Raw genomic sequence first — 22,463 nt, forward strand, 5'->3', positions numbered from 1 at the left:
GCCAGCGACCGTGATGTTCTTATTTTGTTCTTTCTGGTTCCGATTGCGTTTCGAGGTGATCATGCACGACGTGTTCAGCGACGACGGTCCGGTCCGGCTCTTCATTCACGACGACGATGAAACCCCGCTGGAATTCGTGCAGGATCTGTTGCGTACGGTGTTCGGGAAATCCGAGCAGGAAGCCATTGCCTGCGCCGCCTTGATCGAGGCCAACGGCGCTATTCCCTGCGGCCCTTATCCAGGACCGGTCGCACGGGCCATCTTCAACTCGGCGAAATGGCTGATCCGCTCCAACGGCCAGCCGTTGATGATCAGCACCGAATCCGCCGACGCCAGCCGCCCCTGCGATCTCTGCGAAGCCCCAAGGGCCGTGACGGAGATTCTGATCCCCGGTACGACGACTGCATCGCTGTGCAGCGACTGCCTGCTCGCGGCACGCCGCAGCTCGGAAGACGTGCCGGGCGAGACGTTTCGATCCGCTTACGTTGCGCTCGACTGGCATTTCGCCGGCGTGCCGCGCAACCTGATCGTGACACGGGCGCGACAGTTTCCGGGCCACATGCGCGCCGACGTTCAGGTCGCGATCGACAAGCTGTTCACCGATCCGATCCACTTCTTCGGCATCCATGAAGAATATCGCTACGAGACGCTCGACTTCGCGGCGCTGATGAAGGCTGGCCGCAATGCACCGGCGATCGCGCCGCCGCAATATCGCGACGTCGATATCGGCGAGGCCGAGCCGGTGAAATGCCTCGTCAATGGACTATGGCTGTGCCGAACCGCCGAACTGCGCTACGCCGTGCTGCTGACGTTCTATCGCGAATACAATCACGAGCCGTCGCTGCGCATCGAGCTTGCGTTGCCTGCCGGCGCGGCCGGCAATGCTTTCGTGCAGCGCACTTTCGCCGAGCTGGAAACGGCCGTGCATGCGGCGCGCTCCTATCGCGGCAAGATCCTGTCGCTGGAGGACGGCGCCAATTATCGCGGACGTTCGCGTGGCCTGACCGTGCATCGTCTGCCGACGGTCGCGCGCGATGACGTGATCCTGCCGGAACGGACGCTGCGGCTGCTCGACCGCAACGTGCTCGACTTTGTCGAAAGCCGCGATCTGCTGCGCAAGCTCGGCCAGTCGACCCGCAAGGGCATCCTGCTCTACGGCCCGCCCGGCACCGGCAAGACCCACACCATTCGCTATCTCGCCACCAATCTGCCTGGCCACACCACGCTGATCATCACCGCCGAACAGGTCGGGCTGCTCGGCGCCTATATGAGTCTGGCGCGGCTGCTGCAGCCGACCATGATCGTGATCGAGGACGTCGATTTGATCGCACGCGACCGCGAGGACATGGGCGGACCGTGCGAGGAATCCCTGCTCAACAAGCTGCTCAACGAGATGGACGGCCTGAAGGAGGATTGCGACATCGTGTTCGTGCTGACCACCAACCGCCCCGAAGAGCTGGAGGGCGCGCTGGCCGGCCGGCCGGGCCGCATCGACCAGGCGATCGAGGTGCCGCTGCCCGACGAGACCGGCCGCGGCAAGCTGGTCCGGCTCTACGGCCGTGGCCTGCCGCTCGAACCGCCCGTCATCGATGCAGCGGTGCAACGCACTGCCGGCGTCAGCGCCGCCTTCATCAAAGAGCTGATGCGCCGCATCGCCCAGGCCAGCATCGCGCGCGGAGAAGGCCGGGACGTCACCGCCGAAGACATCGACAGCGCGCTCAACGAGATGCTGTTCGACGGCGGCCGGCTCAACGTGAAGCTGCTCGGCGGCGCGCAGGGAATGAGCGCGGGGTGAGGGAATTTCATGACCATTCCGTTCGAAAGGCTCAAGTCGCGCTTGTTGGCTAACCCCAAGGTCAGGACCGAGTACGACGCACTCGCACCCGCGTTCGAGATCGCGGCCGAACTAGTGAGCGCGCGTCAGCGCGCGGGACTGTCGCAATCCGAGCTGGCAGCCAAGATGGGAACGACCCAATCGACCATCGCCCGCCTTGAAAGCGGCCAGACGCTTCCGAGCACCAAGACGTTGCTGCGATTTGCCAAGGCGACTGGCAGCAAGTTCCAGATTCGGCTCTCGGCCGCGTAGGCCGTCGCCAGAGCACCAGACCGCGCGGCCAGCCGATCAATCGATCACCGCGCCGGCAACAGCAACTCGCGCTCGCCGGCGGCAACGCGTGCGAGTTCGTCGGACATCCGCGCCAGCACGCGGTCCCAGGCCTGCGGCTTGTCCTGGCGGAACAGCCGCATGGTCGGATACCAGGGCGTGTCGGCGCGATCGCGCAGCCAGCGCCAGTCGAGCGCATAGGGACACAGCATCCAGACCGGGCGTCCCAGCGCGCCGGCAAGATGCGCCACCGAGGTGTCGACCGCTATGACCAGGTCGAGCGCGCAGACCGCCGCTGCGGTGTCGGCGAAATCGCCGAGCGTCGGCGCGAGGTCGACGATATCGGCGCCGAGATTCCGCAGCACCGGCGCATCGTCGGGCCGCGGTTCCCTCTGCAGGCTGTAGAGCTGGACGCCAGGTGTGACCAGCCGCGGCAGCACGGTGTCTGCCGGCAACGAGCGCTGGCGGTCGCCCTTGTGCCTGGGATTGCCGGCCCAGACCACGCCGACCTTCAGCGCGGACACGCCGCTGAGCGCCTCGCGCCAGCGCGCGAGCTTGGCCGCGTCCGCCTGCAGATAGGATGTCGCCGCGGGAATGGTCTCGACGGTGGTGCGGAAGATCCGCGGCAGGCTGAGCAGCGGCAATTGCAGGTCGAACGGCGGCAATGTCTCGCCGCGGGCGAACACCACGACGCCGGGCAGCATCGGCCGCAGCAGCGCGACCAGCGCCGGCTGCACCTGCAGCAGGATTCGGCCGCCTCTGCCCACCAGCATCGGCACATAGCGGACGAAATTGATGGCATCGCCGAGCCCGTATTCGGCGAACAGCAGCAGCGTCCGTCCCGCCAGCGGTTCGCCCTGCCATTCCGGCTCGTCGAACACCGGATCGCCTTCACTGAGCATCTTGGTCTTGCGGCGCCACTGATACTCCTCGAAGCCTTCCTCGAACTCGCCGTTCATCAGCAGGAAATGCGCGTGGTTGTAATGCGCCAGCGGCTGATCGGGATCGAGCGCGATGGCCCGCCGCGAGGCCACCAGCGCGGCATCGATCTCGCCGGCATTGCGCAGCGCGACCGCCAGATTTGCATGCCCCTTGGCATAGAGCGGGTCGATCTCGATGGCGCGCCGATGCGCCGCGACCGCGGCCTCCACCAGATTCTGCGCCTCGAAGATGATCCCGAGGTTGGTGTGCGCGGCGGCATAGTCCGGCTTGAGCGCCAGCGCGAGCTCGGCGCAGGCGATGGCCTCGTCGACTTGCCCAAGCTCGAACAGGCAGGCGCCGAGATTGTTGAGGATGACGTGATCGGACGGATCGCGGGCCGAGACCTGCCGGTAGATTCGAACCGCCTCGTCGCGCTCGCCGAGTTCGTGCAGCACCATGGCAAGCAGGCGGTGAGGCGCGAGGTTGCCGGGATCGAGTGCCGTCGTACGGCGGTAGTGCAGGATCGCGTCCTCGAGCCGGCCGAGGCGATAGAGCGCCGCGCCAAGGCCGCAATGCAGCCCGGGATTGTCGGGATCGGTGCCGAGTCCGCGGCGATAAGCGGTGGCGGCGGCGTCGTGCTTCTTCTGATCGGCCAGCGCATTGCCGAGATTGAGCCAGACGCCGCGATAGGCCGGATCGCGCGCGATCACCTCGCGATAGGCCTGCTCGGCCTCGACCGGCCGCTGCTGCCCGGCCAGGGCAACGGCGAGGTTGAACCGCGCCCGCGTCAGGCTGCCATCGAGCGTGATCGCGCGGCGAAACGCGGCCTCGGCCTCGTCGAACCGCGACAGGTCGCACAACGCGACGCCGAGCTTGATGTGCAGGCCGGGATCCTTTGGCCGCAGCGTCACGCCGCGCTGGAACGCCGCCACCGCACCTTCATGCTCGCCCTTCACGGCGAGCGCATCGCCGAGCGTGCCGAACGCCGGTCCATGCTGCGGATCGAGGCTGAACACCCGGCTGAGCAGCACCGCGCCTTCGGCGGCGCGATCCGTCACGAAGGCGATGACGGCGGACAGATGCAGCGCCGGAACGTGGTCGGGATCGGCGCTGAGGATGTCGCCGCACAGCGTGCCGGCCTCCATCGAGCGGCCCGCGCCATAATGCGCCACCGCATCCAGCAACATCCGATCAATCGCCACCTTGCCCACGATACCGCCCCCGCCTTCAAGACCCCGATGCGGATTAAACGCGCGGCGCCGCCAAATCCGGCACGCGAATATCAGATCACGGCCTGCCATCCCGCCCCCTTGACGCCTCGCCCATCATGTAACATATGAAGTTACATGATACGCGATAGCCGCCTGTCCAGCGTCCTGCATGGCCTGCTCCACATGATCGGAGCGGGCGAACCGGTCACGTCGGAGCAACTCGCCCAGGCGATGGCCACCAACCCGGTGGTGGTCCGCCGCGTGATGGCGGGCCTGCGCGAGCAAGGCCTGGTCCGTTCGGAGAAGGGCCATGGCGGCGGCTGGACGCTGGCGCGCGATCCCGCCGATATCACTCTCGCGGACATCTATCGCGCGGTCGGCGCGCCGACCATCGTTGCGATGGGCCACCGCTCGGAGAATCCCGGCTGCCTGGTCGAACAGGCGGTCAACGACGCGCTGTCAGGCACGTTTCGCGAGGTCGAGGCGATCTTCCTGAAACGGCTCGGCGCAGTGACGCTCGACGCGCTGGCGAAGGATTTCAAGCGCCGCCTCGCCAAACATAAACAGAGCCTCGAGGACCAGATTCATGCAGTCAAGTGAGCCGGCGAAGCCGCTGCCGTACAACGATCCCGCACACTGGGACAAAATGGTCACCGCCTATGAGGCGCAGTCGCAGCCGTTCACGACGCTGTTCGCCGACGCCGCGGTCGCGACGCTCCCGATCGGCCCGTCATCGAAAGTGCTCGACGTTGCCACCGGCACCGGCGCCGCGGCGCTTGCCGCCGCCCGCACCGGCGCTGCGGTCACCGCGATCGACTTCTCCTCCGGAATGGTGGCGCGGGTCCGCGCGCATCGCCTGCCAAATATCGAGGCACGGCAGATGGACGGCCAGGCGCTCGATCTTCCGGATGCCGCCTTCGATGCGTCGGTGTCGGTATTCGGCGTGATGCTGTTTCCGAACTGGCGCGCCGGACTGCGCGAGATGGCGCGGGTGACGCGATCAGGCGGATCGGCTTCGATTGCGGTCTGGAAAAGTGCTGACGGCGCCGCGGTCCATCTGCTGCTGTCGCAGATCATCCGGCGGCTCTATCCCGACAATGTCACGCCGATGCCCTGCACGGGCCTCGCCGAACTCGCCGATCCCGGCCGCCTCTCCGCTGCGCTCATCGCCGCCGGCTTCTCCGAGCCCGTCGTCGCCGAGATCACCCACGATTTCAAACTCAATGTCGCCAATCCCGGCGATGTCGACAAACTGTTCGAGTTCATGCCGCATTGGAGCGGGCTCGATGCAGACCAGAGCGCGGCAGTCGCGCGCGCGCTCCGGAGCGAGATCGAGCAGAGACGGACCGGCGACAGCTTCGCGATTCCCTCGACCGCGCTGATCGCGACGGCGCAGCGGCCGTGACCGCAGGCGCCATCCACGCCTGACCTCCGCTAGCGCTTGTCGTCGCTCTGCTTGTCCGTGTCACTCGGCGGCTGCAGGCCAGGGCTGTTGGCCCAGCGGTCGAGCTCCTCGATAACCCGCCGGTGGCTCGGCCGTAGCTTGGACGAACCACCGGGCTCTTGCGAAAGTTTGCGGGGCAGCTTGACCTGTTCTGGCATGGCTAGGCTCCAGAGCTGGGCAGTACGCACGATACAGGCAGCGATCGCTACGCACGCGATTTCAGAAGATCCCGAATCTCGGTGAGCAGTTCCTGCTCTTTGGTCGGCTTCGGCGGCTCGGCTGGCGCCGCGGGTGCTTCGCGCTTGAGCTGGTTCATGAGGCGCACCACGATGAACAGCACGAAGGCGACGATCAGGAAGTTGAGCGTGAGGGTCAGGAAGTTGCCCCAGGCCAGCACCGCGCCCTGCTTCTTGGCATCGGCAAGGTTGGTCGCCGTCACCGACTTCGAGAGCGCGGTGAAGTAGTTGGAGAAGTCGAGGCCGCCGCTGACCGCGCCGATGATCGGCATGATGATATCGGCCACCATCGACGATACGATCGCGCCGAACGCCGCGCCGATGATCACGCCGACGGCGAGATCAACGACGTTGCCCTTCATGGCGAATTCCCTGAATTCCTTCAGCATGTGATCTCCTGTTCGAAAAATTGTCGGACGGCCTGGCGACTGGATCGCCGGCCTTACCAAAGATGCGAAAATTACTGGCGGTCCGCCGGCTTCGCTGGCGCCGCGACCGGCTGCACGGGAGCGGCTTGCTCCCACGGTGCAGGCAGGATGACCCGTGCCGGCGGCAGGGTCTGCGAAGCGCGCTGCACATTCGCACTTGCCGGCTGCGGCGCGTCGCCGGAATTATCCGCGCGGGCGATGACCATCGTGATACCGAGCGCAAATGCTGCGAACCCAAATCCCGCTGCAAGTCCCGCGGCGATCGACACGGCAGCGGCGCCGGTCCGCGGCCTGTTCAGGATGGCAAGATGGGATGAGGTCATCGCAACTGCTCCTCACGCAATACACATCGTTCGGAGCCGTGCAGGGCGCGAAGGCCTTGCACGGCTCAAGGTAGGGAGATCGTTAGGTCTTGATGTCGGCCGGCAGCTTGCCGCCGTTGGCGGCGAGCTTGGCCATCACCTGCTGATGCAGCCAGACATTCATGGTGGCGGTGTTGTTGGTATCGCCGGTGTAGTGCAGCTCCTTGGCGAGCTCCTTGCGCGCCGCAAGGCTCGAGTCGAGACCGAGCGCCTTCATCAGGTCGACGATCGAGGTACGCCAGTCGAGCTTCTCGCCGGTGGCGGCCGCCGCCTTGTCGACGATGACAGCGACGTCGACGGTTTGCGCCGCCGGCGTGCCGGGCGCCGCGGACGCGGAAGCCGACGATGTTGATGTCGATGCCGGCGCTGCGCCGGGGGCCGTCGTCGTTGTGGTCTCAGCCGTCTTGGCCTGGGCGCCATGGCCGAAGATTGCACCCATGATGCTTCCAAAAATGCTCATGCTCTCTCACTCCGTGCGCCCGAGACACCTTGGTCCCGCGGCTGGTTCCGGTGACGGAGCGAACGATAAGCAGGCCATTGGCCTAGCGGAAGATGACCATCGTCACTATCGGAGTGTGGAACGGCGTGGTGCAGTCGGGGAGAGAATCGTGCGGTTAGGCATCGCACGTCGCGCGCGTTTCATCGTACGCCCCACGTGCGATGAAGTCAGCCGTCCCGGCCCGATTCGCCAGCCCCGAGAAGTCGGGACGGCTGACACCAACGCGCGTCGCGCATCTTGAGCTAGAGCTGGCGGCGGCGGATGGTCTGGGCGAGCTCGACAAAGCTTTCCGCGATGCCGACACCGGTCTTGGCGCTGACCGATTTCACGCTCGACTTGCCGAGCGACTTGGCGAGCTCGGCAATCGCGCCGGCGCTGCCCACAGCTTCCGGCAGGTCGATCTTGTTCAACAGCGCCCGGTAGGGCCGGCCCGGAAAGCGCTCCTCGAAACCGCGAACCAGCTCGACCATGCGGGTCACGGTCTGCGGCCGCGTGACGTCGGAGACGATGATCGCGGCGGATGCGCCGGTGACGTAGACGGTGTCGAAAATCTGCGTGCCGAAATCGCCGTCGGTATCCCACAGCACGAGGCGCATCGGATCGCTGCCGTCCGCCGGCACCACGTCGTGGCTCAGGATCTCGACGCCGAGCGTCGATTTGTACTGGCCCTCGAACCGGTTGTAGATCAGCCGGTAGAGGATCGACGTCTTGCCGACCCCCATATCGCCGAGCAGCATGACTTTTGCGGTGAGCATCAGCGGGCCACTTCGCCTCGATAGACCGTCTCGAACGCGACGCGGCGGTTGCCGCCGACGGTGGCGTCGAGCCGGTCGGTGATCGGCATCGTCGCGGCACGCGACACCAAAATCAGCCGCGACGGATCGATCCCGAGCGCGGTCAGCTTGCGCTGGACCTGCTCCGCCCGCTTGCGCCCCAGCGTCTTGTTGGTGCCTTCGGTGCCACTCTGATCGGCGTAGCCGACGATCCGTATCTTGAGATCGTTGTTCGCCAGCAGTCCGGCGAGCTCGCGCAGCTGCTGCTCGGCCTGATCGTTGTCGAGGACTTCGTCTGAATTGTTGGCAAAGAAGATCGCGGTCGAGGCGATAAAGCGGTCGAGCCGCGCCGTCGGGCCGTCAGCGACGGATTGCAGTTTTGCAACTTCCTCGCCGAGGTTCGCGGACTGCTCGCTGAGCTTGTCGTACTGCTGGGTCAGCCCGGCATATTTCCGGTCGCCCGACTTCGCCTGTGCACCCATCGCCTCGCGCATCTGGTCGAGGCTCGTCTGCAGCCTCACCAGGTTCTGCTGCAAGCCTGCGATGCCGGCCTGCGCTACCGCCGCCTGCTCCGGCGTGGTGACCTGCCCGATGCGGTTGACGATCTTGTACGGTGCCGCGGCCGCAGCAAGCGCGTCGATCACCGGCGCCGTCTCGAGCTCGCCCGGTTCGATGCCCGAGACCGCCACGCTTGCCTTGCCGTGATCGAAGTCGAGCCGCAGCGGGAACGTGAACAGCAAGGGCTGCTTTACGGCGAGCTGCTCCAGCGCCGCATGGGTCCGCCGCTCCAAGAGGCTGCGCGACACCGAGGTCGCGGCAAGCCAGAGCAACAGCGCCAACACAGCGGCGAGCACGGCGAACAGGATCACCTTGCCGCGCCGGCTCGCGATCCGCCGCGGCGCGTCGTCGGTTTCGATCGCGGCGGCGAGCGAGGCCAGCATCGGACCATCGCAATCCGCGCCGCGGTCGATGCGCTCGATCGCGTCGAAAAACAGCGAATTGATCCGGGCATTGTCGGCGGGACGCAGCGGTCCCAGGCATTCCGCCGCCAGGATGAAGCGGGGTGAGGCGCGCAGCGCGAGCTGCCGTCCGCCGAAATCGAGCGTCTGCAGATTGCCTTCACCGGCCAGCGCCTGCACGGAGAATTCGAGGATCGCCGCAACCATCGCGCTGAGCAGGTCGGCGCGTTCGTCGGCGGTCGCCTCACGCTTCCAGTCGGCGACCAGGCGGCCATTGCCGCGTTCGATGATCAGCAGCCGATTGATCTGCGGCGGGGCATCCGCAAGCACGAACTCGCTGATCGGACGTCCCGTCACCAGAGACTTGACGCGCCCGACCCACAGCTGCGCCGATGTCAGCGCATTGATGCGCTGCTCGAGCGAGGCAACCAGTTCGCGGAACGCATTCGCAACCGCAGCACTGACCAGCCGGCCGACGATCGGATAGAGCGCCTCGATCATCTGCTCGCGCGAATTCTTGATCTCGCTGCGGATCGCGGAGACCACGACCGGCGCGATCGCGGTGGCGAGTTCGCGCGGCCGGTTGACCTCGGCGCGCTCCAGCGCCTCGACCAGAATGCCGGCGGTCGCCGTCTCCAGCCGATCGGCATTGCCGACATAGCGCTGTAGCGAGTCGAGGTCGGCCTCGAGCGACGTCAGACGCGTCGCCTCGGGCTGAAACAGCAATGTCTTGAGCTGCTCGATCTCGCGATTCTGGCCGGCAGCAGCTGCCATGCTTATTTGCCCGCGCGGCCGGTTCCCAATCCGCTGATGACGGTGCCGAGCTGGGTGATGGCCGCGCCGACATCCTTCAGCGAGTCGAGGCGCTTCTGCTCGGTGTCGCGTTCGAGGTCGGAGAGCCTCGCCTGCAGCGCGGTGAGCTCGTTGGTGAAGTCGGCCTGCATTTGCTTCAGCGATGCCTGCATTTCATCGCGCAGACCCGAGAGGTTGGTCTCGAGCGAGCGTTGCGCGCCGCCGAACAGGAGGTCGCGGACCTGATCGATCGCCGCCATGCCATGCGCCGCCGGATCCGCGCCGTTGCCGGCCGCCGGAGCATCTGCCGGTCCGTCCGTACCCTTGGTCTGGCGCTCGATACCCTTCATGGTCTTTTCCTGCTTACTCATAGCCGCGCAATCCGGACCTGCTGCTTCAAAAAGCAAATCCGAAACAACCCTATAGCCAATTTTGCGGGCGCGGCCCAGAGAAAGGCGAGCAATCTCAGCAAGATCAACCGCTTGGTTGTGCGGTCGAGGGCAATTATTTCTAGTAAGTTATTGCCTTTATTGCGAGTTCCGTACGGTTCTTGACCTGGCATTTCTCCAGGATGGTGCTGACATAGTTCTTCACCGTGCCCTCGGCCAAATGCAGCCGCTCGCCGATCTCGGTATTGCTCTTGCCCTCGACGATCAGCGTGAGAATTTCATTCTCCCGCGCCGTCAGCCCGTCGCGAACCGGCAGCTTCGCCGAGACGCGAGGGCCGCGCAGCCGCTTGAATTCGTCGAGGATGCGCGCGGCGACACCGGGCGAAAGCCCTGACTGGCCGTTGATGACCGCGCGGATCGTCGATGCGATCTCTTCCATCCTGGCATCCTTCAGGAGATACGCCTTGGCGCCCGCGCTGACCGCCTCGAAGATCAGGTCGTTGGTCTCGAATGTCGTCAGCACGACGATGTGGGTCTGCGGCAGCTCGCGGAGAATCCGCTGGGTCGCCGCGATGCCATCGACGCGCGGCATCTGCAGGTCCATCAGGATGACGTCCGGCCGATAGCGCCGCGCGAATTCGATGGCCTGCTCGCCGTCGGCCGCGCCAGGAAGGATCTCGAAATCGTCGTTCTGCTGGGCAAGCAGTGTGGCGATACCTTCCCTGATCAGGGTCTGATCCTCGGCAATCAGCACCCGTACCTTGTCAATCCTGCTCACGGGCTTCCGTCATCCTCTCGAAGTTCCTGTCGTTTTGCTGGTCGCGTTTTCTTGACGCGAACCGGTACCCACTTCGCTCGAAAACGCTCCGATTGCGCGGCCACGACATCAATCGGCCAGCACGCCGGCAGACGCCGCCGGCGGCACCGCTACGGGGAGCGATATCCGGACCAGCGTTCCCTGTCCGGGCGCGCTCTCCACCGCGCAGCTTCCGCCGACAAGTTCAGCAAATTCGGCCATTCCGATCAATCCGAAATGTCCGGGATGAGGGAGCGCGGGATCGAAGCCATGGCCGTCATCGCGGATCTCGACGACAAGCTTGCGGCCGACCACGGCCGGCGCCTCGAAGGCGTGAAAGGAGACACGGCGTGCCTGCGCATGGGCCTGGACGTTGCGCAGCGCCTCGCTGAGGATGCGCTGAACCGTCAATCCGCAATCGCGCAAGCCGGCACGCGCCTCTTCATCGATCTGGATCGACACCCTGACGCCGCTGCGTGCGGCGAAGTCGCTGAGCAGTCCCTCGACATCGGGATCGAGCTTCAGATCGTCTGACGTGCGCAGGCGATCGATCGCCTCGCGGGCGCGCGAGAGGCCACTCGCCGCGGCATCTTCCGCGGTCGCAAGGCTGTCCGCCACGCGCGCGGGATCGGCCGACAGATAATGCCTGATCAGCCGGATCTGGGTCAGCAGCGCAACGATCGAATGCACCAGCGTATCGTGCAGATCGCGCGCCAGCCGCAGCCGCGTTCGCGCCAGAGAAGCAAAGCGCACCTCCGCGCTCGCCGCCTCGAGCTGCTGCTCCATCAGGCGGCGGGCCCGGCGCTCGCTGCCGAGCAGCGTTTCCACCTGACGTCCCGCGAAGTCCGGCATGGCGATGACGAAGTAGTGCAACTGCGCGCCGTTCCACAGCACGACCGCCGTCATCGGCTGCGTGATGTCAGGCGACGCGCCACGCACACCAGCCAGCGCGATCGTATCCCGCCGGCCGCTGGCGAGCGCCGCCAATTCGGCTTCCATGCCGACCAGCAGCATGCACTCGCAGCAATCGACGCCGATTGCGGGAAGCCATTCGACCAGCCGGCCGATCTTCCGCTGTATGCTGCGGTCGGCGCCGATGACGGCGAGGCCAATGACGTTGGCTTCCGCGGCCGCAAGCAAATCCGCGCTCAGATTGATCATGCGTTGCCCATCACTCTCAGCGAGCAGCCCACTCTGGCGTAAGCCGGCAGCGGCCGCAAACGAATATGACTTTCGTCATAACCGATCCTGACCTTCGTCAGATGCCGCTGCCGCCCGAAATGCGGTTCTGTCCCACGGATGAGCAACAGCGCAAGCCATGATGTGCCACATGACGGCGTCCATGGCGATGCCGGCCGGGCGCCGGGCCTCGCGGAAGGTCGTCGTGCCAGTCGGCCAGGGTGTGAGCTGACAATGAAGGGCGCGCCACGGAGATCGTCGGATATCGAGCTGCGCATGTTGGCGGAAGCGGAGAAGCCCGCGCGGCGCCGGCGCCTGAGCGCGACCCAGAAGGTGGCGTTGCAGGAAGCGCTCACCGGCCGCCTGCAGCTCTACCCGCGCGGATATGCCGCGAGCAAGACCGGCCCGTTCCACTCACGACGCGCCATTCTCGGTCTGGTGCGCGCCGGGCTGATGAGCCTCAGCGCAACGGCGCGCTATGCAGCCGTGACCAAGCGTGCGCGGGACACCTACGCAGCCCCGGCGACCAGCGAGAGCGAGTAAGCGCACGTCATCGGGGCGGGCCGCTTCGTTCAGGCGCGGTTCAGGGTTACGCCATGATCCAGCAAGGCTCGGTCGAAGTGCCGACGATCACGGCAATATGAAGCTAATCTGCGAAGACTATCTTTGCAGTTTACCTGCACATATGCCATCAATACCGGCATGAACAGTTCACCGGCCCGTACCGGGTCGGCGCGCACCTCCGCGCTCGCCGAAGACCTTCGCCTGTTGATCGGAACGCTGAAGCGCCGGCTGCGCGAGCAGGGTCAACGCGACGACCTGCCGCCCTCACAGGTCGCGGTGCTGTTGCGCCTCGAAAAGGACGGTCCCGCGACCGTGTCCAGCCTGGCGCGGTCGGAAGGGATGCGTCCGCAGTCAATGAGCTCGGCGATTTCGGCGCTTGAGGCGGCGGGCCTGGTGCGCGGCGCGCCCGATCCGGACGACGGCCGCCAGACCATCATGTCGCTCACCGATACTTGCCGCGAGCGGCTGCGTACCGGCCGCGCCGCGCGGCAGGACTGGCTGTCGCGCACCATTGCCGCGCGGCTGTCGGCGCGGGAACAGGATGAGCTCGCCGCCGCGGTCGGCTTGCTGAAGCGGTTGGTCGCGGACTGACGCGGCGCCGATCGCGAGCCACATCCGGTTGAAAGGAAACGATCATGGCTCTGACGACGCTCGATCCGATCACCGCCCTCATCGTCGTCGATCTGCAGGCCGGGCTCGCCGGCGCGCCCTTCGTCCATCCGTTCGGAGACGTGGTGGCGCGCGCCTGCGCGCTCATCACTGCGTTTCGGCGGTGCGGACTGCCGATCGTGCTGGTCAATGTCGACGGCACGGCACCCGGACGAACCGAGCGCCCGCGCCCCGGCGGCGCATTTCCCGACGGCTGGACCGATCTGCTCCCGGAGCTTGACCCGCAGCCGGCTGACATCGTCGTCACCAAGCGGACCTGGGGCGCGTTCGCCAGCACCGATATCGAGAACCAGCTCCGAGCTCGCGGCGTTACCCATGTCGTGATCGTCGGCGTTGCCACTGGCACCGGCGTCGAATCCACGGCACGGCAGGCCTTTGAGGCCGGCTTCAACGTCACGCTCGCGATCGACGCCATGACCGATGCACGACCGAACGCCCATGACTACAGCATCGAGCACGTATTCCCGCGGCTCGGCGAAACCGGCTCGACGCAGGAGATCATCGATCTGCTTGAAAGGACCCACGCCCATGAACTGGCTTGACCTCGTCGCCTACTTCTTCGGCGGCGCCTTCCTCACCAACGCGATCCCCCACGTCGTCGCCGGCATGATGGGCGAGCCGTTCCAGAGCCCGTTCGCGAAGCCGCCGGGCGAGGGCCTGTCGTCATCGACCGTCAACATCGTATGGGGTTTCTTCAACCTCGCCGTCGGATATCTGCTGGTCTGCCGTGTCGGCGACTTCGGCCTCCGAACCACCAGCGATGTCGCCGCGCTCGGTCTTGGCGGCCTCCTGATCGGTCTGTTCCTGGCGCGGCGGTTCGGACGGTTTCACGGCGGGAATGATCCTCAGCGAACATGAGACGCGTCTTTCGATCGCTCGCGAGCTTCAACTACCGGGTCTGGGCCGCCGGCGCGCTGGTGTCCAACATCGGCACCTGGATGCAGCGCGCCGCCCAGGACTGGCTCGTCCTCACCCAGCTGACGAATCATAGCGCATCCGCCGTCGGCATCGTGATGGCGCTGCAGTTCGGCCCGCAGCTCCTGCTGATGCCCTGGTCGGGCCTCGCCGCCGATCGCTTCAACCAGCGCCGGCTCCTGATGGTGACGCAGGCGACGATGGGCACACTGTCGCTCATCCTCGGCATTCTCACCGTCACCGGGCTGGTGCAGCTCTGGCACGTCTATGTGTTCGCGTTTCTGTTCGGCTGCAGCGCCGCCCTCGACGCTCCGGTCCGCCAGACCTTCGTGGCCGAGCTGGTCGGCGATAAAGACCTGTCGAACGCCATCGCGCTGAACTCAACCTCGTTCAATGCCGCGCGCATGGTCGGCCCCGCGATGGCCGGCTTGCTGATCGCCTCGGTCGGCACCGGCTGGGCGTTCCTGTTCAACGGGGCGTCCTTCATGGCGGTGCTGACCTCGCTGTGCCTGCTGCGCAAATCCGAGCTTCGGCCGAATGCGCGCGCGCTAAGCACCAGGGGCGGCATCACGGAAGGGTTTCAGTATGTCTGGTCCCGCTCCGATCTCAGGGCGACCCTGGTCATGCTGTTTCTGATCGGCACCTTCGGGCTGAATTTTCCGATCTTCATCTCGACCATGGCGGTCGGCGTCTTCCATACCGACGCGCGGGGTTTTGGTCTGTTGTCATCGATGATGGCGATCGGCACGATGTCGGGAGCGCTGCTGGCGGCGACCCGCGATCGGCCGCGCTTTGTCGCGTTGACGCTGGGCTCCGCGATCTTCGGCGTTGGCTGCACCCTGGCCGCACTGGCGCCGAACTACTGGCTGTTTGCCGCCGCCCTCGTCGTGATCGGCATCGCTTCGTTGACGGTCCTGAATACCTCGAACGCACTGATGCAGCTCTCGACCGAACCGGCGATGCGCGGGCGTGTGATGGCGCTGCGGCTCGGCGTTGCGCTCGGCGGCACGCCGATCGGCGCACCGATCGTCGGCTGGGTCGCCGATCATCTCGGCCCGCGCTGGGCGCTCGGCGTCGGCGCTGCCGCAGGCTTTGCCGCCGTACTCGTCGCGCTCGGCATGCTCTCGCAGGCCAACGCCGCGGCCGGGCATGGCAGCGGACATGGCAGCATGCCGCCGGCCGAATGAGGGCAATCGCGGAGCTCAATCCACGTCATTGCGAGCGAAGCGAAGCAATCCATCGCTGCCGACCGCGCGGAAAGGTGGATTGCTTCGTCGCTTCGCTCCTCGCAATGACGGGGTTGGACGCCTTGCAACGCCTCACACGAAGGCGCTCAACCCCGTGATCGACTTGCCGACGATCAGGGTGTTCATCTCGCGGGTGCCCTCATAGGAGTAGATCGCCTCGGCATCCGCCACGAAGCGGCCGATATGGTTCTCGAGCAGGATGCCGTTGCCGCCGAGCAGCTCGCGCGCATAACCGACGGTCTCGCGGCATTTGACGGTGCAGAATGCCTTTGCCAGCGAGGCGTGCTCATCCAGCATCACGCCCTCGTCCTGCATCTGTCCGAGCCGCAGCATCATCGCCTGCGTCGCGGTGACATTGCCGAGCATCCTGACCAGCAGGTCCTGCACCAGCTGGAAGCCGCCGATCGGCCTGCCGAACTGCTGCCGCTCGGTCGCATAACGCAGCGCGTGCTCATAGGCGCCCATCGCGCAGCCGACGGCGAACCACGCCACGCCGGTGCGGGTCACGCGCAGCACTTTTGCGGTGTCCTTGAACGTGTTGGCGTTCTGCAGCCGGTCCGCCTCGGGCACGCGGCAATCCTTCAGGGTGATCAGCCCGTTCTGCACCACGCGCAGCGCCATCTTGGTCTTGATCTTCTCGACCGAGAAGCCGGGATTGTCCTTGCCCACCACAAAGCCCTTGACCTGGTTGGAGCCCTCCTCGCGCGCCCAGATCACGTTGATGTCGGCGAAGGTAGCGTTGCCGATCCACTTCTTCTGGCCGTTGAGGATCCAGACGTCGCCCTCGCGCCGGCAGGTGGTCAGCATCCCGCCTGACGTCGCCGAGCCGACCAGCGGCTCGGTGAGACCGAACGAGCCGATCGTTTCGAAGCGCATCATCGCAGGCAGCCAGCGCTGCTTCTGCGCCTCGTCGCCGCACAGATAGATCGAGCCCGCCGAAAGCCCGGTATGCACGCCCCAGAAGGTCGCAACCGAGGAATCGACTCGCGCCAATTCCATCGCGACAAAGCCGTTCAGCAGCCAGCTGCCGCCGGCGGCGCCATAGCCCTGGTAGCCGACGCCGCCGATGCCGATCTCGGCCATCTTCGGGATGATCGCGAACGGGAATTCGTCGCGGCCCCAAAACTCCTCGATGACGGGCGCCACCACGCCTTCGGTGAACTCGCGCACGCGCCGCACCAGCGCGCGCTCCTTCTCGTTCAGGACGCGGGCAATCCCGTAGAAGTCGCCGTTGATCGGCGGTGGCGCATAGTCCGGCTTGGCCGCCCGTGTTGCCTGCGCGTTAGCCATGGTGTCCTCCCTGATGCGTGGCGAGGCTTTGCTTGATGGGCCGTGATCCCGACAGACGATCTCAGGCCGATTTGTTCGGACGCACGCTGGCGCGGAACTCCTCGAAACTCTCCTTCATGCGATCCTGAATGATCTTGACCGCATCCGATGTCGACTGCCGCGCCGTCGACGCACTGTCCTGGGCGCCCTTCACCGCGATGTCGAACATCTTCCGGGCGAACTCGGTCTGCAGAGCGAGGTTCTCGTGGACCTTCCCGAGCGGCTTGTATTCGCGCGCCAGCGTCGAGGCCTCGCGCAGGCCCGCCTCCAGCACCTCGCGCTGCTTCTGCGCCACAGATTGTGCGCCTTCGGCCGCGACCCTCGCGCTCTTGCCAAGCGCCTCGAGGTTCTTCTTCTGGGCCTGCAGCAGTTCGTCCACGTTCAGCTTCGGCAGGCCGAGATCGCCGCCGAACTTCCGCAGCATATCGATATATGAGCTGTTATCCGTCATGATATCCTCCCTGGGGTTACGACTTCTGGTGCCCGCCTCCGGATGTTGGAACGAGATCCCTGAGGTAACTGGTCGTGCGCGAAAGCAGGGTCGACGACGTGGCCTGACGGCTCTCATCGGCGAGAAACACCTCGATCAGGCCAGCGGTCTCCGCCGGCCGCGTCACCATGAACAGATGCCCGTCGTCGATCAGGTGCAGCTCGGCATTCGGGATCATGCTCGCCATGATCTGACCGTTGACCGGAGGAACCAGCGGATCGTCGCGGCCCATCAGGATCAGCGTCGGCTGTGGCAGCGACCACAGCCAGGGCAGGCTGGTCCAGCCGGTCATCGCCAGCAGCTGATAGAAGTAACCCATGCTGCGCGCGCCATGCATCGCGGCCGCATGCCGGCCGATCAGTGACGGGTCGTCGCGAAACGCCCCGCCATAGATGTCGGCGGCGATGCTCTTCATATAGCCCTTGTCGGTGTAGCGGCGCGGCGTCGCCATCTTCCACAGCACCGAGGGGCTTGCCGGCACCATGGTGAAACCCGGCGCGGTCGCGGCCAGCACCAGCCGGCGGCAGCGCTTCGGAAACTGATGCGCGAATTGCTGCGCGATGCCGCCACCCCAGGACACGCCGGCGACGTCGACTTCGGCATAACCCAGCTCGGCAACGAGTTCGGCGGCAAGCCGCGCCAGTGTCGACGGGCGATAGGGCCACGCCGGCCTCGGCGAGCCGCCGACGCCGGGCACATCAAAGATGATGGCGGTGGTGCCGGTGAGCGCATCGAGGAACGGCTTCGCCAGCTCCCAATTGGCGCCGATGCCGTTGAACAGCAGCAGCGGCGGCGCGCGGCCGTCGCCGTGCCGGATCGCGACCTGAAGCAGCTGGCCATCGATTGTGACCTGCCGCGTCTCGATCGCGCCGCGCTGCGCGCTCGCCGTATCGGCGCTGATAATATCCTCAGTCAAAGACATAGGTTCCTGGTGCTTTCGTAAGGGGCGGATGGCGCGCGCTGCCGAGCGAAGTGGGCGCGCTGATCTCGTCGCCCGAGCGCGGCTGCAACCAGTCGCGCCAGTCGAGCCACCAGCTGCCCTTGCGCTTCTCGGCCGAGGCCATGAACGCGTCGGGCTTGTCCGCGGACACCGGCCCGATCATGAAGGACGCCTTCGGATTGCTCGGCGGATTGAGCAGGCTCTGCAGGTGCCCGCTGTTCGACAGCACGAAGGTGGTGCCCTCGCCCATGATCTGGGCCGTCTTGTAGACGCCCTTCCACGGCGTGATGTGGTCAGTCACTCCGGCGACGACGTAGCTGTCGGCCTTGACCTTGCTCATGTCGATGGTCTTGTCGTTGAGCGTGAGCTTGCCGGCGTTGACGAACGGGTTGCTGAAATAGAGATCGAGATAGTCGCCATGCAGCGCCGCCGGCAGGCGGGTGGTATCGGCGTTCCAGTACAGGATGTCGAAAGCCGGCGGCTGATTGCCGAGCAGATAGTTGTTGACCCAGTAGTTCCAGATCAGGTCGTTGGGCCGCATCCAGGCGAACATCCGCGCCAGATCGTGCCCGTCGACGATGCCGCGCAGCTGCGAGGACGCCTTCGCCGCACGCATGGTCTCCGGCGTCATCAGGCAGCCGAACGCGCTCTCCTCGGCCGAGTTGGGATCGAGCAGGCAGACCGCCAGCACCAGGTTCTTGATCTTCTTCTCGGCCGCGGAGCCGAGCGTCGCGAAATACGCCGTCGAGGTGATGCCGCCGGAGCAGGAGCCCATCATCGAGATGTCCTCGCTGCCGGAAATCTCGCGCGCCGCGTCGACCGCCTCGTCGAGCGCCGCAACATAAGTGTCGAGCCCCCAGTCGCGGTGCGCGGCGGTCGGGTTGCGCCAGCTCACGGCGAAGACCTGGATGCCGCTCTCCAAAAGGAAGCGGACCATGCTCTTGTCTGGCGAGAGATCGAGCGCGTAGTACTTGTTGATCTGCGGCGGCGTGATCACGAGCGGTCGCTTCCTGACCACCGGCGTCGTCGGCGTGTACTGGATCAGCTCCAGCAGCTCGTTGCGGAAAATGACTGCGCCGGGCGTGGTCGCGAGGTTCTCGCCGACCTTGAAGGCGCTCATGTCGACCATCGACGGCATGCCGCGATTCTGCGTCAGGTCGCCGATATAGTTCTTCAGGCCGCTCCACAGGCTTTGCCCGCCGGTGTCGATGAACTTGCGGACCGCCGCCGGGTTGGTGATCATCGTGTTGGTCGGCGCCACCGCATCGATCAGGATTTCCGTGATCAGATGCGCGCGCTGCTTGTCGATGTCGCTGAGGCTGGTCTTGTCGACCAGGCCGTTGACCGCTTCGCCCCAGGCCAGATAGGCCTTGAGCAGGCCGCTATGCAGCGAGCTCTCCTTCCAGGTCGGATCGGCAAATCGCTTGTCGCCCGCCTTCGGCGCACGCTCCGACTTGCCGGCGGCAATGGAGCCGAGCTCGCTGACGAACGACAGCCACTGCTCGGTCGCGACCTTCGGTTCGTTGATGACGGCCTTGAACAGGATGCCGGCGCCCTCGACCAGATCCTGGCCCTGAATGCCGACCAGAGGATTGAGCGCCAGCGTGTTGCGCGAGGCGGCCTCGGACATGTCGGAGGCCGGCTGATCCGGACTGCGATTTTCGGTGCTCATTGCTTTGCTCCCGCTGCGGGGATCAGAAGCGCCAGCGTCTCGGCGATCAGAGCAGGCTTCTCCGATCCCTCGACCTCCAGCGTGTTCAGGGTCTTCATGATCACCTGGCCGCCGTCCCTCGGCTCGATGGCGGACAGCACGACGCGCAGCCGCACCCGCGCGCCTGCCGGCACCGGCGCCAGGAAGCGGACCTTGTCGACCCCGTAGTTCAGCCCCGCGGCGGCATCGCACGGAATGATGCCGACCTGCATCGCCAGCGGCGCGACCATCGCGAGCGTCAGATAGCCATGCGCGATCGGACCGCGGAACGGACTTTCGCGCTTCGCCCGCTCAACGTCGACGTGAATCCATTGGTGATCGCCGGTGCAGGACGCGAAAGTGTCGATACGCTGCTGATCGATCGTAACCCAGTCGGAAAGTCCGAGCTCCTTGCCAACGTGCTCGCCCAGCCCGGCCATTGTGAGGCTGCTCATGATGTTGTCCCTCCTCGATCCGTTCTCGGCTGCACTTGACCGTCACATGTCGCCGTATTGCTCGCGCAGCTCCTTCTTGTTGATCTTGCCGACGCTGGTCTTGGGAATGCTGTCGATGAACAGGATCGTCCCGGGGATGCCGTATTTCGAGATCACGCCCTGGTCGGCGAACACCTTGAGATGCTCCTTGATCACGGCATCGCTGACGTCGTCGGCGCCGGAGGGCTTCTTGACCACGAGCGCGAGCGGCCGCTCGCCCCATTTGTCGTCCTTGACACCGATCACCGCGGCCTCAGCCACCCCTGCGCATTGCGAAATCAGATCCTCGATCTGCAGCGAGGAAACCCATTCGCCGCCGGTCTTGATCACGTCCTTGATCCGGTCGGTGATGTGGACGTAGCCGCCCGGGCTGACCACCGCGATATCGCTGGTGTGCAGATAGCCGCCGGCCCAGAGCTGCTCCGAGCCTTCGGGATTGTTGTAGTAGCCCTGGGTGAGCCAGGGCGCGCGCAGCACGATCTCGCCGGCGGACTTGCCGTCATGCGGGATGTCCTTCATGTCGGGATCGACGATGCGCAGGTCGACCAGCGGACCGGCGATGCCCGCCCGGGTGCGGAATTCGACCTCGCCGTCGGGGTCGCCGCTGAGATCCTTGGAGCTGACGTGGGACACCGCGGCCAGCGGGCCGGTCTCCGACATGCCGTAACCGGCGAAGATGTCGATGCCGGCCTCCATTGCCTGCTTGGCCAGCGCCTTCGGCAAGGCGGAGCCGCCGATCACCATCTTGAGACCCTTGAGATCGACCTTGGCCGCGGCGGCGGCGTTGAGCAGCATCTGCAGGACGGTCGGCACGCCATGGGTGAAGGTGACGCCTTCGCTCTTGATCAATTTGACCAGCATCGCCGGCTCGTAGCGGCCGGGATAGACCTGCTTGGTGCCGGCCAGCGTCGCCGACCAGGGGAAGCCCCAGGCGTGGACGTGGAACATCGGCGTGATCGGCATATAGACGTCGTCGCGCGAGAAGCGGCCCTGCGACCCCGCCATGCCGAACAGCGCCAGTCCCGCGATCGTGTGCAGCACGAGCTGGCGGTGGCTGTAATAGACCCCCTTGGGCAGACCGGTAGTACCGGTCGTGTAGAAGGTGGTGGCCTGGGTGTTCTCGTCGAAGTCGGGAAAGTGGTAATCGGGCGAGGCTGCCGCAAGCAGGTTCTCATATTCGCCGATGAAGGACAGGCTGCCGGTCTGCGGCGCCGGCCGGTCCGACATCACGATCATCCGCTTCACATTCGGGAGCTGTCCCTTCATGCCTTCCAGCAATCCGACGAACTCGTCGTTGACGAGCAGCGTCGACGCGCCGGCGTGGTTGATCGTGTAGGCGATCTGCTCGGGCGACAGACGGACATTCACCGTCTGCAACACGGCCGCCATCATCGGGATCGCGAAGAACGCTTCGAGGAAGCGATGGCTGTCCCATTCGAGCACGCCGACCGTGTCGCCGGGCTCGACGCCGGCCTTGCTGAGCGCCGAGGCGAGGCGGCCGATCCGTTCTCTGGTCTGTCGATAGGTCTGACGCTTGAGATCGCGATAGACGATCTCCTGGTCCGGCGCCTGCACACGCGGCGTGTGCCAGAGCTGCTTGAAGATGAGCGGATATTGATACGCGGATGGTGCAGTCTGAATCAGCCTTCCAACCATGGAAGCCTCCCTCGACCTGGCATGTCCTCCGACCGTGACGTCCGCAGTTCTTGAGCGCGCGGATCGCGTGGTCTGCCGTCTCGCGTCACGACGGTCTGACCGTGTGACATTAGGACGAAGCCTCGCGTGATGCCCGAGATTTGTGAAGGTCCGAATCGGACATCGGCAGGGTCTTAAGCGGACAAGCTGCTCTCACAGGCGGCAACGGTCCTGGCGAAATTTGCTCGGCTTGCCGGCTTCACCGTTGTCTCGCCGTTGCCGTTCTTGTTGCTACGCAACATGGATGACCCATTGATAGGTTGGATTGGCCTTGGGTTGCGCCGCGAACCGGATATGTTTCGAAGCGATGGCGGGCGGGAATCGGCTTGCCCTGATA

At 65.6% G+C, this 22,463-nt stretch carries 25 protein-coding genes; 9 read left to right on the plus strand and 16 right to left on the minus strand.

Annotated features, from left to right (window positions below):
- Positions 1 to 61 precede the first annotated feature (61 nt).
- Together FBZ93_RS22570 and FBZ93_RS22575 are read left to right on the plus strand one after the other, a co-directional pair.
- Positions 62 to 1,795, plus strand: a complete 1,734-nt coding sequence (locus FBZ93_RS22570) for an ATP-dependent Clp protease adaptor ClpS (RefSeq protein WP_146988575.1) — start codon at positions 62 to 64, stop codon at positions 1,793 to 1,795.
- A 9-nt stretch (positions 1,796 to 1,804) separates the two neighbouring features.
- Positions 1,805 to 2,086 carry a helix-turn-helix domain-containing protein gene (locus FBZ93_RS22575; protein WP_146988576.1) on the plus strand — a complete coding sequence of 94 codons (282 nt, stop codon included), beginning with the start codon at positions 1,805 to 1,807 and terminating at the stop codon, positions 2,084 to 2,086.
- 44 nt (positions 2,087 to 2,130) lie between these two features.
- Here the strand turns inward: FBZ93_RS22575 and FBZ93_RS22580 are convergent, their stop codons facing one another.
- On the minus strand, positions 2,131 to 4,212 hold the full coding sequence (locus FBZ93_RS22580; RefSeq protein WP_246667595.1) for a tetratricopeptide repeat protein: 2,082 nt from the start codon (positions 4,210 to 4,212) through the stop codon (positions 2,131 to 2,133).
- Between the two features lie 159 nt (positions 4,213 to 4,371).
- On the opposite strand from FBZ93_RS22580, the gene FBZ93_RS22585 reads away from it, so the two are divergent.
- On the plus strand, positions 4,372 to 4,836 hold the full coding sequence (locus FBZ93_RS22585; protein WP_146988580.1) for an Rrf2 family transcriptional regulator: 465 nt from the start codon (positions 4,372 to 4,374) through the stop codon (positions 4,834 to 4,836).
- Positions 4,823 to 5,641 (plus strand): class I SAM-dependent methyltransferase, encoded by an 819-nt coding sequence (locus tag FBZ93_RS22590; protein ID WP_246667596.1) that lies wholly within the window; start codon positions 4,823 to 4,825, stop codon positions 5,639 to 5,641. The genes FBZ93_RS22585 and FBZ93_RS22590 overlap by 14 nt, the downstream gene beginning before the upstream one ends.
- Positions 5,642 to 5,670: 29 nt before the next feature.
- Here FBZ93_RS22590 and FBZ93_RS40720 read toward each other — a convergent pair whose 3' ends face one another.
- The 9 genes from FBZ93_RS40720 to FBZ93_RS22630 form a co-directional block, all read right to left on the minus strand.
- Positions 5,671 to 5,838 (minus strand): hypothetical protein, encoded by a 168-nt coding sequence (locus FBZ93_RS40720; RefSeq protein WP_167529167.1) that lies wholly within the window; start codon positions 5,836 to 5,838, stop codon positions 5,671 to 5,673.
- A gap of 47 nt (positions 5,839 to 5,885) precedes the next feature.
- Entirely contained in the window at positions 5,886 to 6,305 is a 420-nt protein-coding gene (gene mscL, locus FBZ93_RS22595) for a large conductance mechanosensitive channel protein MscL (protein ID WP_146988581.1), read from the minus strand.
- A gap of 71 nt (positions 6,306 to 6,376) precedes the next feature.
- Positions 6,377 to 6,667, minus strand: coding sequence for a hypothetical protein (locus tag FBZ93_RS22600; protein WP_146988583.1), 291 nt, complete (start codon positions 6,665 to 6,667; stop codon positions 6,377 to 6,379).
- An 82-nt stretch (positions 6,668 to 6,749) separates the two neighbouring features.
- Positions 6,750 to 7,166, minus strand: coding sequence for a DUF3597 domain-containing protein (locus FBZ93_RS22605; RefSeq protein WP_167529168.1), 417 nt, complete (start codon positions 7,164 to 7,166; stop codon positions 6,750 to 6,752).
- A 281-nt stretch (positions 7,167 to 7,447) separates the two neighbouring features.
- Complete coding sequence (locus FBZ93_RS22610; RefSeq protein WP_146988585.1) at positions 7,448 to 7,960, minus strand: Rab family GTPase; 513 nt, start codon at positions 7,958 to 7,960, stop codon at positions 7,448 to 7,450.
- Positions 7,960 to 9,711: an OmpA family protein gene (locus tag FBZ93_RS22615; RefSeq protein ID WP_146988586.1), complete on the minus strand. Its 1,752-nt coding sequence runs from the start codon at positions 9,709 to 9,711 to the stop codon at positions 7,960 to 7,962. Before FBZ93_RS22615 ends, FBZ93_RS22610 begins: the two co-directional genes overlap by 1 nt.
- Before the next feature lie 2 nt (positions 9,712 to 9,713).
- Positions 9,714 to 10,100 (minus strand): hypothetical protein, encoded by a 387-nt coding sequence (locus tag FBZ93_RS22620; RefSeq protein ID WP_146988588.1) that lies wholly within the window; start codon positions 10,098 to 10,100, stop codon positions 9,714 to 9,716.
- 139 nt (positions 10,101 to 10,239) lie between these two features.
- The gene (locus tag FBZ93_RS22625) at positions 10,240 to 10,896 is read right to left on the minus strand and encodes a response regulator transcription factor (protein WP_146988590.1); all 657 of its coding nucleotides are present in this window, start codon (positions 10,894 to 10,896) and stop codon (positions 10,240 to 10,242) included.
- Between the two features lie 108 nt (positions 10,897 to 11,004).
- Positions 11,005 to 12,075, minus strand: coding sequence for a sensor histidine kinase (locus FBZ93_RS22630; RefSeq protein ID WP_146988591.1), 1,071 nt, complete (start codon positions 12,073 to 12,075; stop codon positions 11,005 to 11,007).
- A 252-nt stretch (positions 12,076 to 12,327) separates the two neighbouring features.
- On the opposite strand from FBZ93_RS22630, the gene FBZ93_RS22635 reads away from it, so the two are divergent.
- From FBZ93_RS22635 to FBZ93_RS22655, 5 genes are all read left to right on the plus strand, one after another.
- On the plus strand, positions 12,328 to 12,636 hold the full coding sequence (locus FBZ93_RS22635) for a hypothetical protein (RefSeq protein WP_246667597.1): 309 nt from the start codon (positions 12,328 to 12,330) through the stop codon (positions 12,634 to 12,636).
- A 159-nt stretch (positions 12,637 to 12,795) separates the two neighbouring features.
- Complete coding sequence (locus tag FBZ93_RS22640; RefSeq protein WP_074132035.1) at positions 12,796 to 13,248, plus strand: MarR family winged helix-turn-helix transcriptional regulator; 453 nt, start codon at positions 12,796 to 12,798, stop codon at positions 13,246 to 13,248.
- 44 nt (positions 13,249 to 13,292) lie between these two features.
- On the plus strand, positions 13,293 to 13,868 hold the full coding sequence (locus FBZ93_RS22645) for an isochorismatase family protein (protein WP_146988595.1): 576 nt from the start codon (positions 13,293 to 13,295) through the stop codon (positions 13,866 to 13,868).
- Positions 13,855 to 14,184, plus strand: coding sequence for a hypothetical protein (locus FBZ93_RS22650; RefSeq protein WP_146988596.1), 330 nt, complete (start codon positions 13,855 to 13,857; stop codon positions 14,182 to 14,184). Before FBZ93_RS22645 ends, FBZ93_RS22650 begins: the two co-directional genes overlap by 14 nt.
- The gene (locus FBZ93_RS22655; protein WP_146988598.1) at positions 14,181 to 15,428 is read left to right on the plus strand and encodes an MFS transporter; all 1,248 of its coding nucleotides are present in this window, start codon (positions 14,181 to 14,183) and stop codon (positions 15,426 to 15,428) included. Before FBZ93_RS22650 ends, FBZ93_RS22655 begins: the two co-directional genes overlap by 4 nt.
- A gap of 132 nt (positions 15,429 to 15,560) precedes the next feature.
- On the opposite strand, the gene FBZ93_RS22660 is transcribed toward FBZ93_RS22655, so the two are convergent.
- From FBZ93_RS22660 to FBZ93_RS22685, 6 genes are all read right to left on the minus strand, one after another.
- Positions 15,561 to 16,778, minus strand: a complete 1,218-nt coding sequence (locus tag FBZ93_RS22660; RefSeq protein ID WP_146988600.1) for an acyl-CoA dehydrogenase family protein — start codon at positions 16,776 to 16,778, stop codon at positions 15,561 to 15,563.
- A gap of 61 nt (positions 16,779 to 16,839) precedes the next feature.
- Positions 16,840 to 17,268, minus strand: coding sequence for a phasin family protein (locus FBZ93_RS22665; RefSeq protein WP_167529169.1), 429 nt, complete (start codon positions 17,266 to 17,268; stop codon positions 16,840 to 16,842).
- Between the two features lie 16 nt (positions 17,269 to 17,284).
- Positions 17,285 to 18,223: a poly(3-hydroxyalkanoate) depolymerase gene (gene phaZ, locus FBZ93_RS22670; RefSeq protein WP_246667598.1), complete on the minus strand. Its 939-nt coding sequence runs from the start codon at positions 18,221 to 18,223 to the stop codon at positions 17,285 to 17,287.
- Positions 18,216 to 19,919, minus strand: coding sequence for an alpha/beta fold hydrolase (locus FBZ93_RS22675; protein WP_146988606.1), 1,704 nt, complete (start codon positions 19,917 to 19,919; stop codon positions 18,216 to 18,218). The genes phaZ and FBZ93_RS22675 overlap by 8 nt, the downstream gene beginning before the upstream one ends.
- Entirely contained in the window at positions 19,916 to 20,392 is a 477-nt protein-coding gene (locus FBZ93_RS22680; protein ID WP_146988608.1) for a MaoC family dehydratase, read from the minus strand. The genes FBZ93_RS22675 and FBZ93_RS22680 overlap by 4 nt, the downstream gene beginning before the upstream one ends.
- Before the next feature lie 42 nt (positions 20,393 to 20,434).
- Positions 20,435 to 22,087, minus strand: coding sequence for a fatty acid--CoA ligase (locus FBZ93_RS22685; protein WP_146988611.1), 1,653 nt, complete (start codon positions 22,085 to 22,087; stop codon positions 20,435 to 20,437).
- Positions 22,088 to 22,463 lie beyond the last annotated feature (376 nt).

The organism is Bradyrhizobium macuxiense (assembly GCF_007993935.1).
In the GTDB taxonomy this organism is placed as follows: domain Bacteria; phylum Pseudomonadota; class Alphaproteobacteria; order Rhizobiales; family Xanthobacteraceae; genus Bradyrhizobium; species Bradyrhizobium macuxiense_A.

Excerpts from the sequence above, each read along its gene's own strand:
- FBZ93_RS22635 (WP_246667597.1), top strand. The coding sequence starts at position 12,328 with ATGAAGGGCGCGCCACGGAGATCGTCGGATATCGAGCTGCGCATGTTG.
- mscL (WP_146988581.1), bottom strand. The coding sequence starts at position 6,305 with ATGCTGAAGGAATTCAGGGAATTCGCCATGAAGGGCAACGTCGTTGAT.
- FBZ93_RS22615 (WP_146988586.1), bottom strand. The coding sequence starts at position 9,711 with ATGGCAGCTGCTGCCGGCCAGAATCGCGAGATCGAGCAGCTCAAGACA.
- FBZ93_RS22605 (WP_167529168.1), bottom strand. The coding sequence starts at position 7,166 with ATGAGCATTTTTGGAAGCATCATGGGTGCAATCTTCGGCCATGGCGCC.
- FBZ93_RS22685 (WP_146988611.1), bottom strand. The coding sequence starts at position 22,087 with ATGGTTGGAAGGCTGATTCAGACTGCACCATCCGCGTATCAATATCCG.
- FBZ93_RS40720 (WP_167529167.1), bottom strand. The coding sequence starts at position 5,838 with ATGCCAGAACAGGTCAAGCTGCCCCGCAAACTTTCGCAAGAGCCCGGT.
- FBZ93_RS22660 (WP_146988600.1), bottom strand. The coding sequence starts at position 16,778 with ATGGCTAACGCGCAGGCAACACGGGCGGCCAAGCCGGACTATGCGCCA.
- FBZ93_RS22675 (WP_146988606.1), bottom strand. The coding sequence starts at position 19,919 with ATGAGCACCGAAAATCGCAGTCCGGATCAGCCGGCCTCCGACATGTCC.
- FBZ93_RS22640 (WP_074132035.1), top strand. The coding sequence starts at position 12,796 with ATGAACAGTTCACCGGCCCGTACCGGGTCGGCGCGCACCTCCGCGCTC.
- FBZ93_RS22655 (WP_146988598.1), top strand. The coding sequence starts at position 14,181 with ATGAGACGCGTCTTTCGATCGCTCGCGAGCTTCAACTACCGGGTCTGG.
- FBZ93_RS22585 (WP_146988580.1), top strand. The coding sequence starts at position 4,372 with ATGATACGCGATAGCCGCCTGTCCAGCGTCCTGCATGGCCTGCTCCAC.
- FBZ93_RS22610 (WP_146988585.1), bottom strand. The coding sequence starts at position 7,960 with ATGCTCACCGCAAAAGTCATGCTGCTCGGCGATATGGGGGTCGGCAAG.
- FBZ93_RS22570 (WP_146988575.1), top strand. The coding sequence starts at position 62 with ATGCACGACGTGTTCAGCGACGACGGTCCGGTCCGGCTCTTCATTCAC.
- FBZ93_RS22630 (WP_146988591.1), bottom strand. The coding sequence starts at position 12,075 with ATGATCAATCTGAGCGCGGATTTGCTTGCGGCCGCGGAAGCCAACGTC.
- FBZ93_RS22645 (WP_146988595.1), top strand. The coding sequence starts at position 13,293 with ATGGCTCTGACGACGCTCGATCCGATCACCGCCCTCATCGTCGTCGAT.
- FBZ93_RS22650 (WP_146988596.1), top strand. The coding sequence starts at position 13,855 with ATGAACTGGCTTGACCTCGTCGCCTACTTCTTCGGCGGCGCCTTCCTC.
- FBZ93_RS22680 (WP_146988608.1), bottom strand. The coding sequence starts at position 20,392 with ATGAGCAGCCTCACAATGGCCGGGCTGGGCGAGCACGTTGGCAAGGAG.
- FBZ93_RS22600 (WP_146988583.1), bottom strand. The coding sequence starts at position 6,667 with ATGACCTCATCCCATCTTGCCATCCTGAACAGGCCGCGGACCGGCGCC.
- FBZ93_RS22580 (WP_246667595.1), bottom strand. The coding sequence starts at position 4,212 with ATGTTGCTGGATGCGGTGGCGCATTATGGCGCGGGCCGCTCGATGGAG.
- FBZ93_RS22575 (WP_146988576.1), top strand. The coding sequence starts at position 1,805 with ATGACCATTCCGTTCGAAAGGCTCAAGTCGCGCTTGTTGGCTAACCCC.
- FBZ93_RS22590 (WP_246667596.1), top strand. The coding sequence starts at position 4,823 with ATGCAGTCAAGTGAGCCGGCGAAGCCGCTGCCGTACAACGATCCCGCA.
- FBZ93_RS22665 (WP_167529169.1), bottom strand. The coding sequence starts at position 17,268 with ATGACGGATAACAGCTCATATATCGATATGCTGCGGAAGTTCGGCGGC.
- FBZ93_RS22620 (WP_146988588.1), bottom strand. The coding sequence starts at position 10,100 with ATGAGTAAGCAGGAAAAGACCATGAAGGGTATCGAGCGCCAGACCAAG.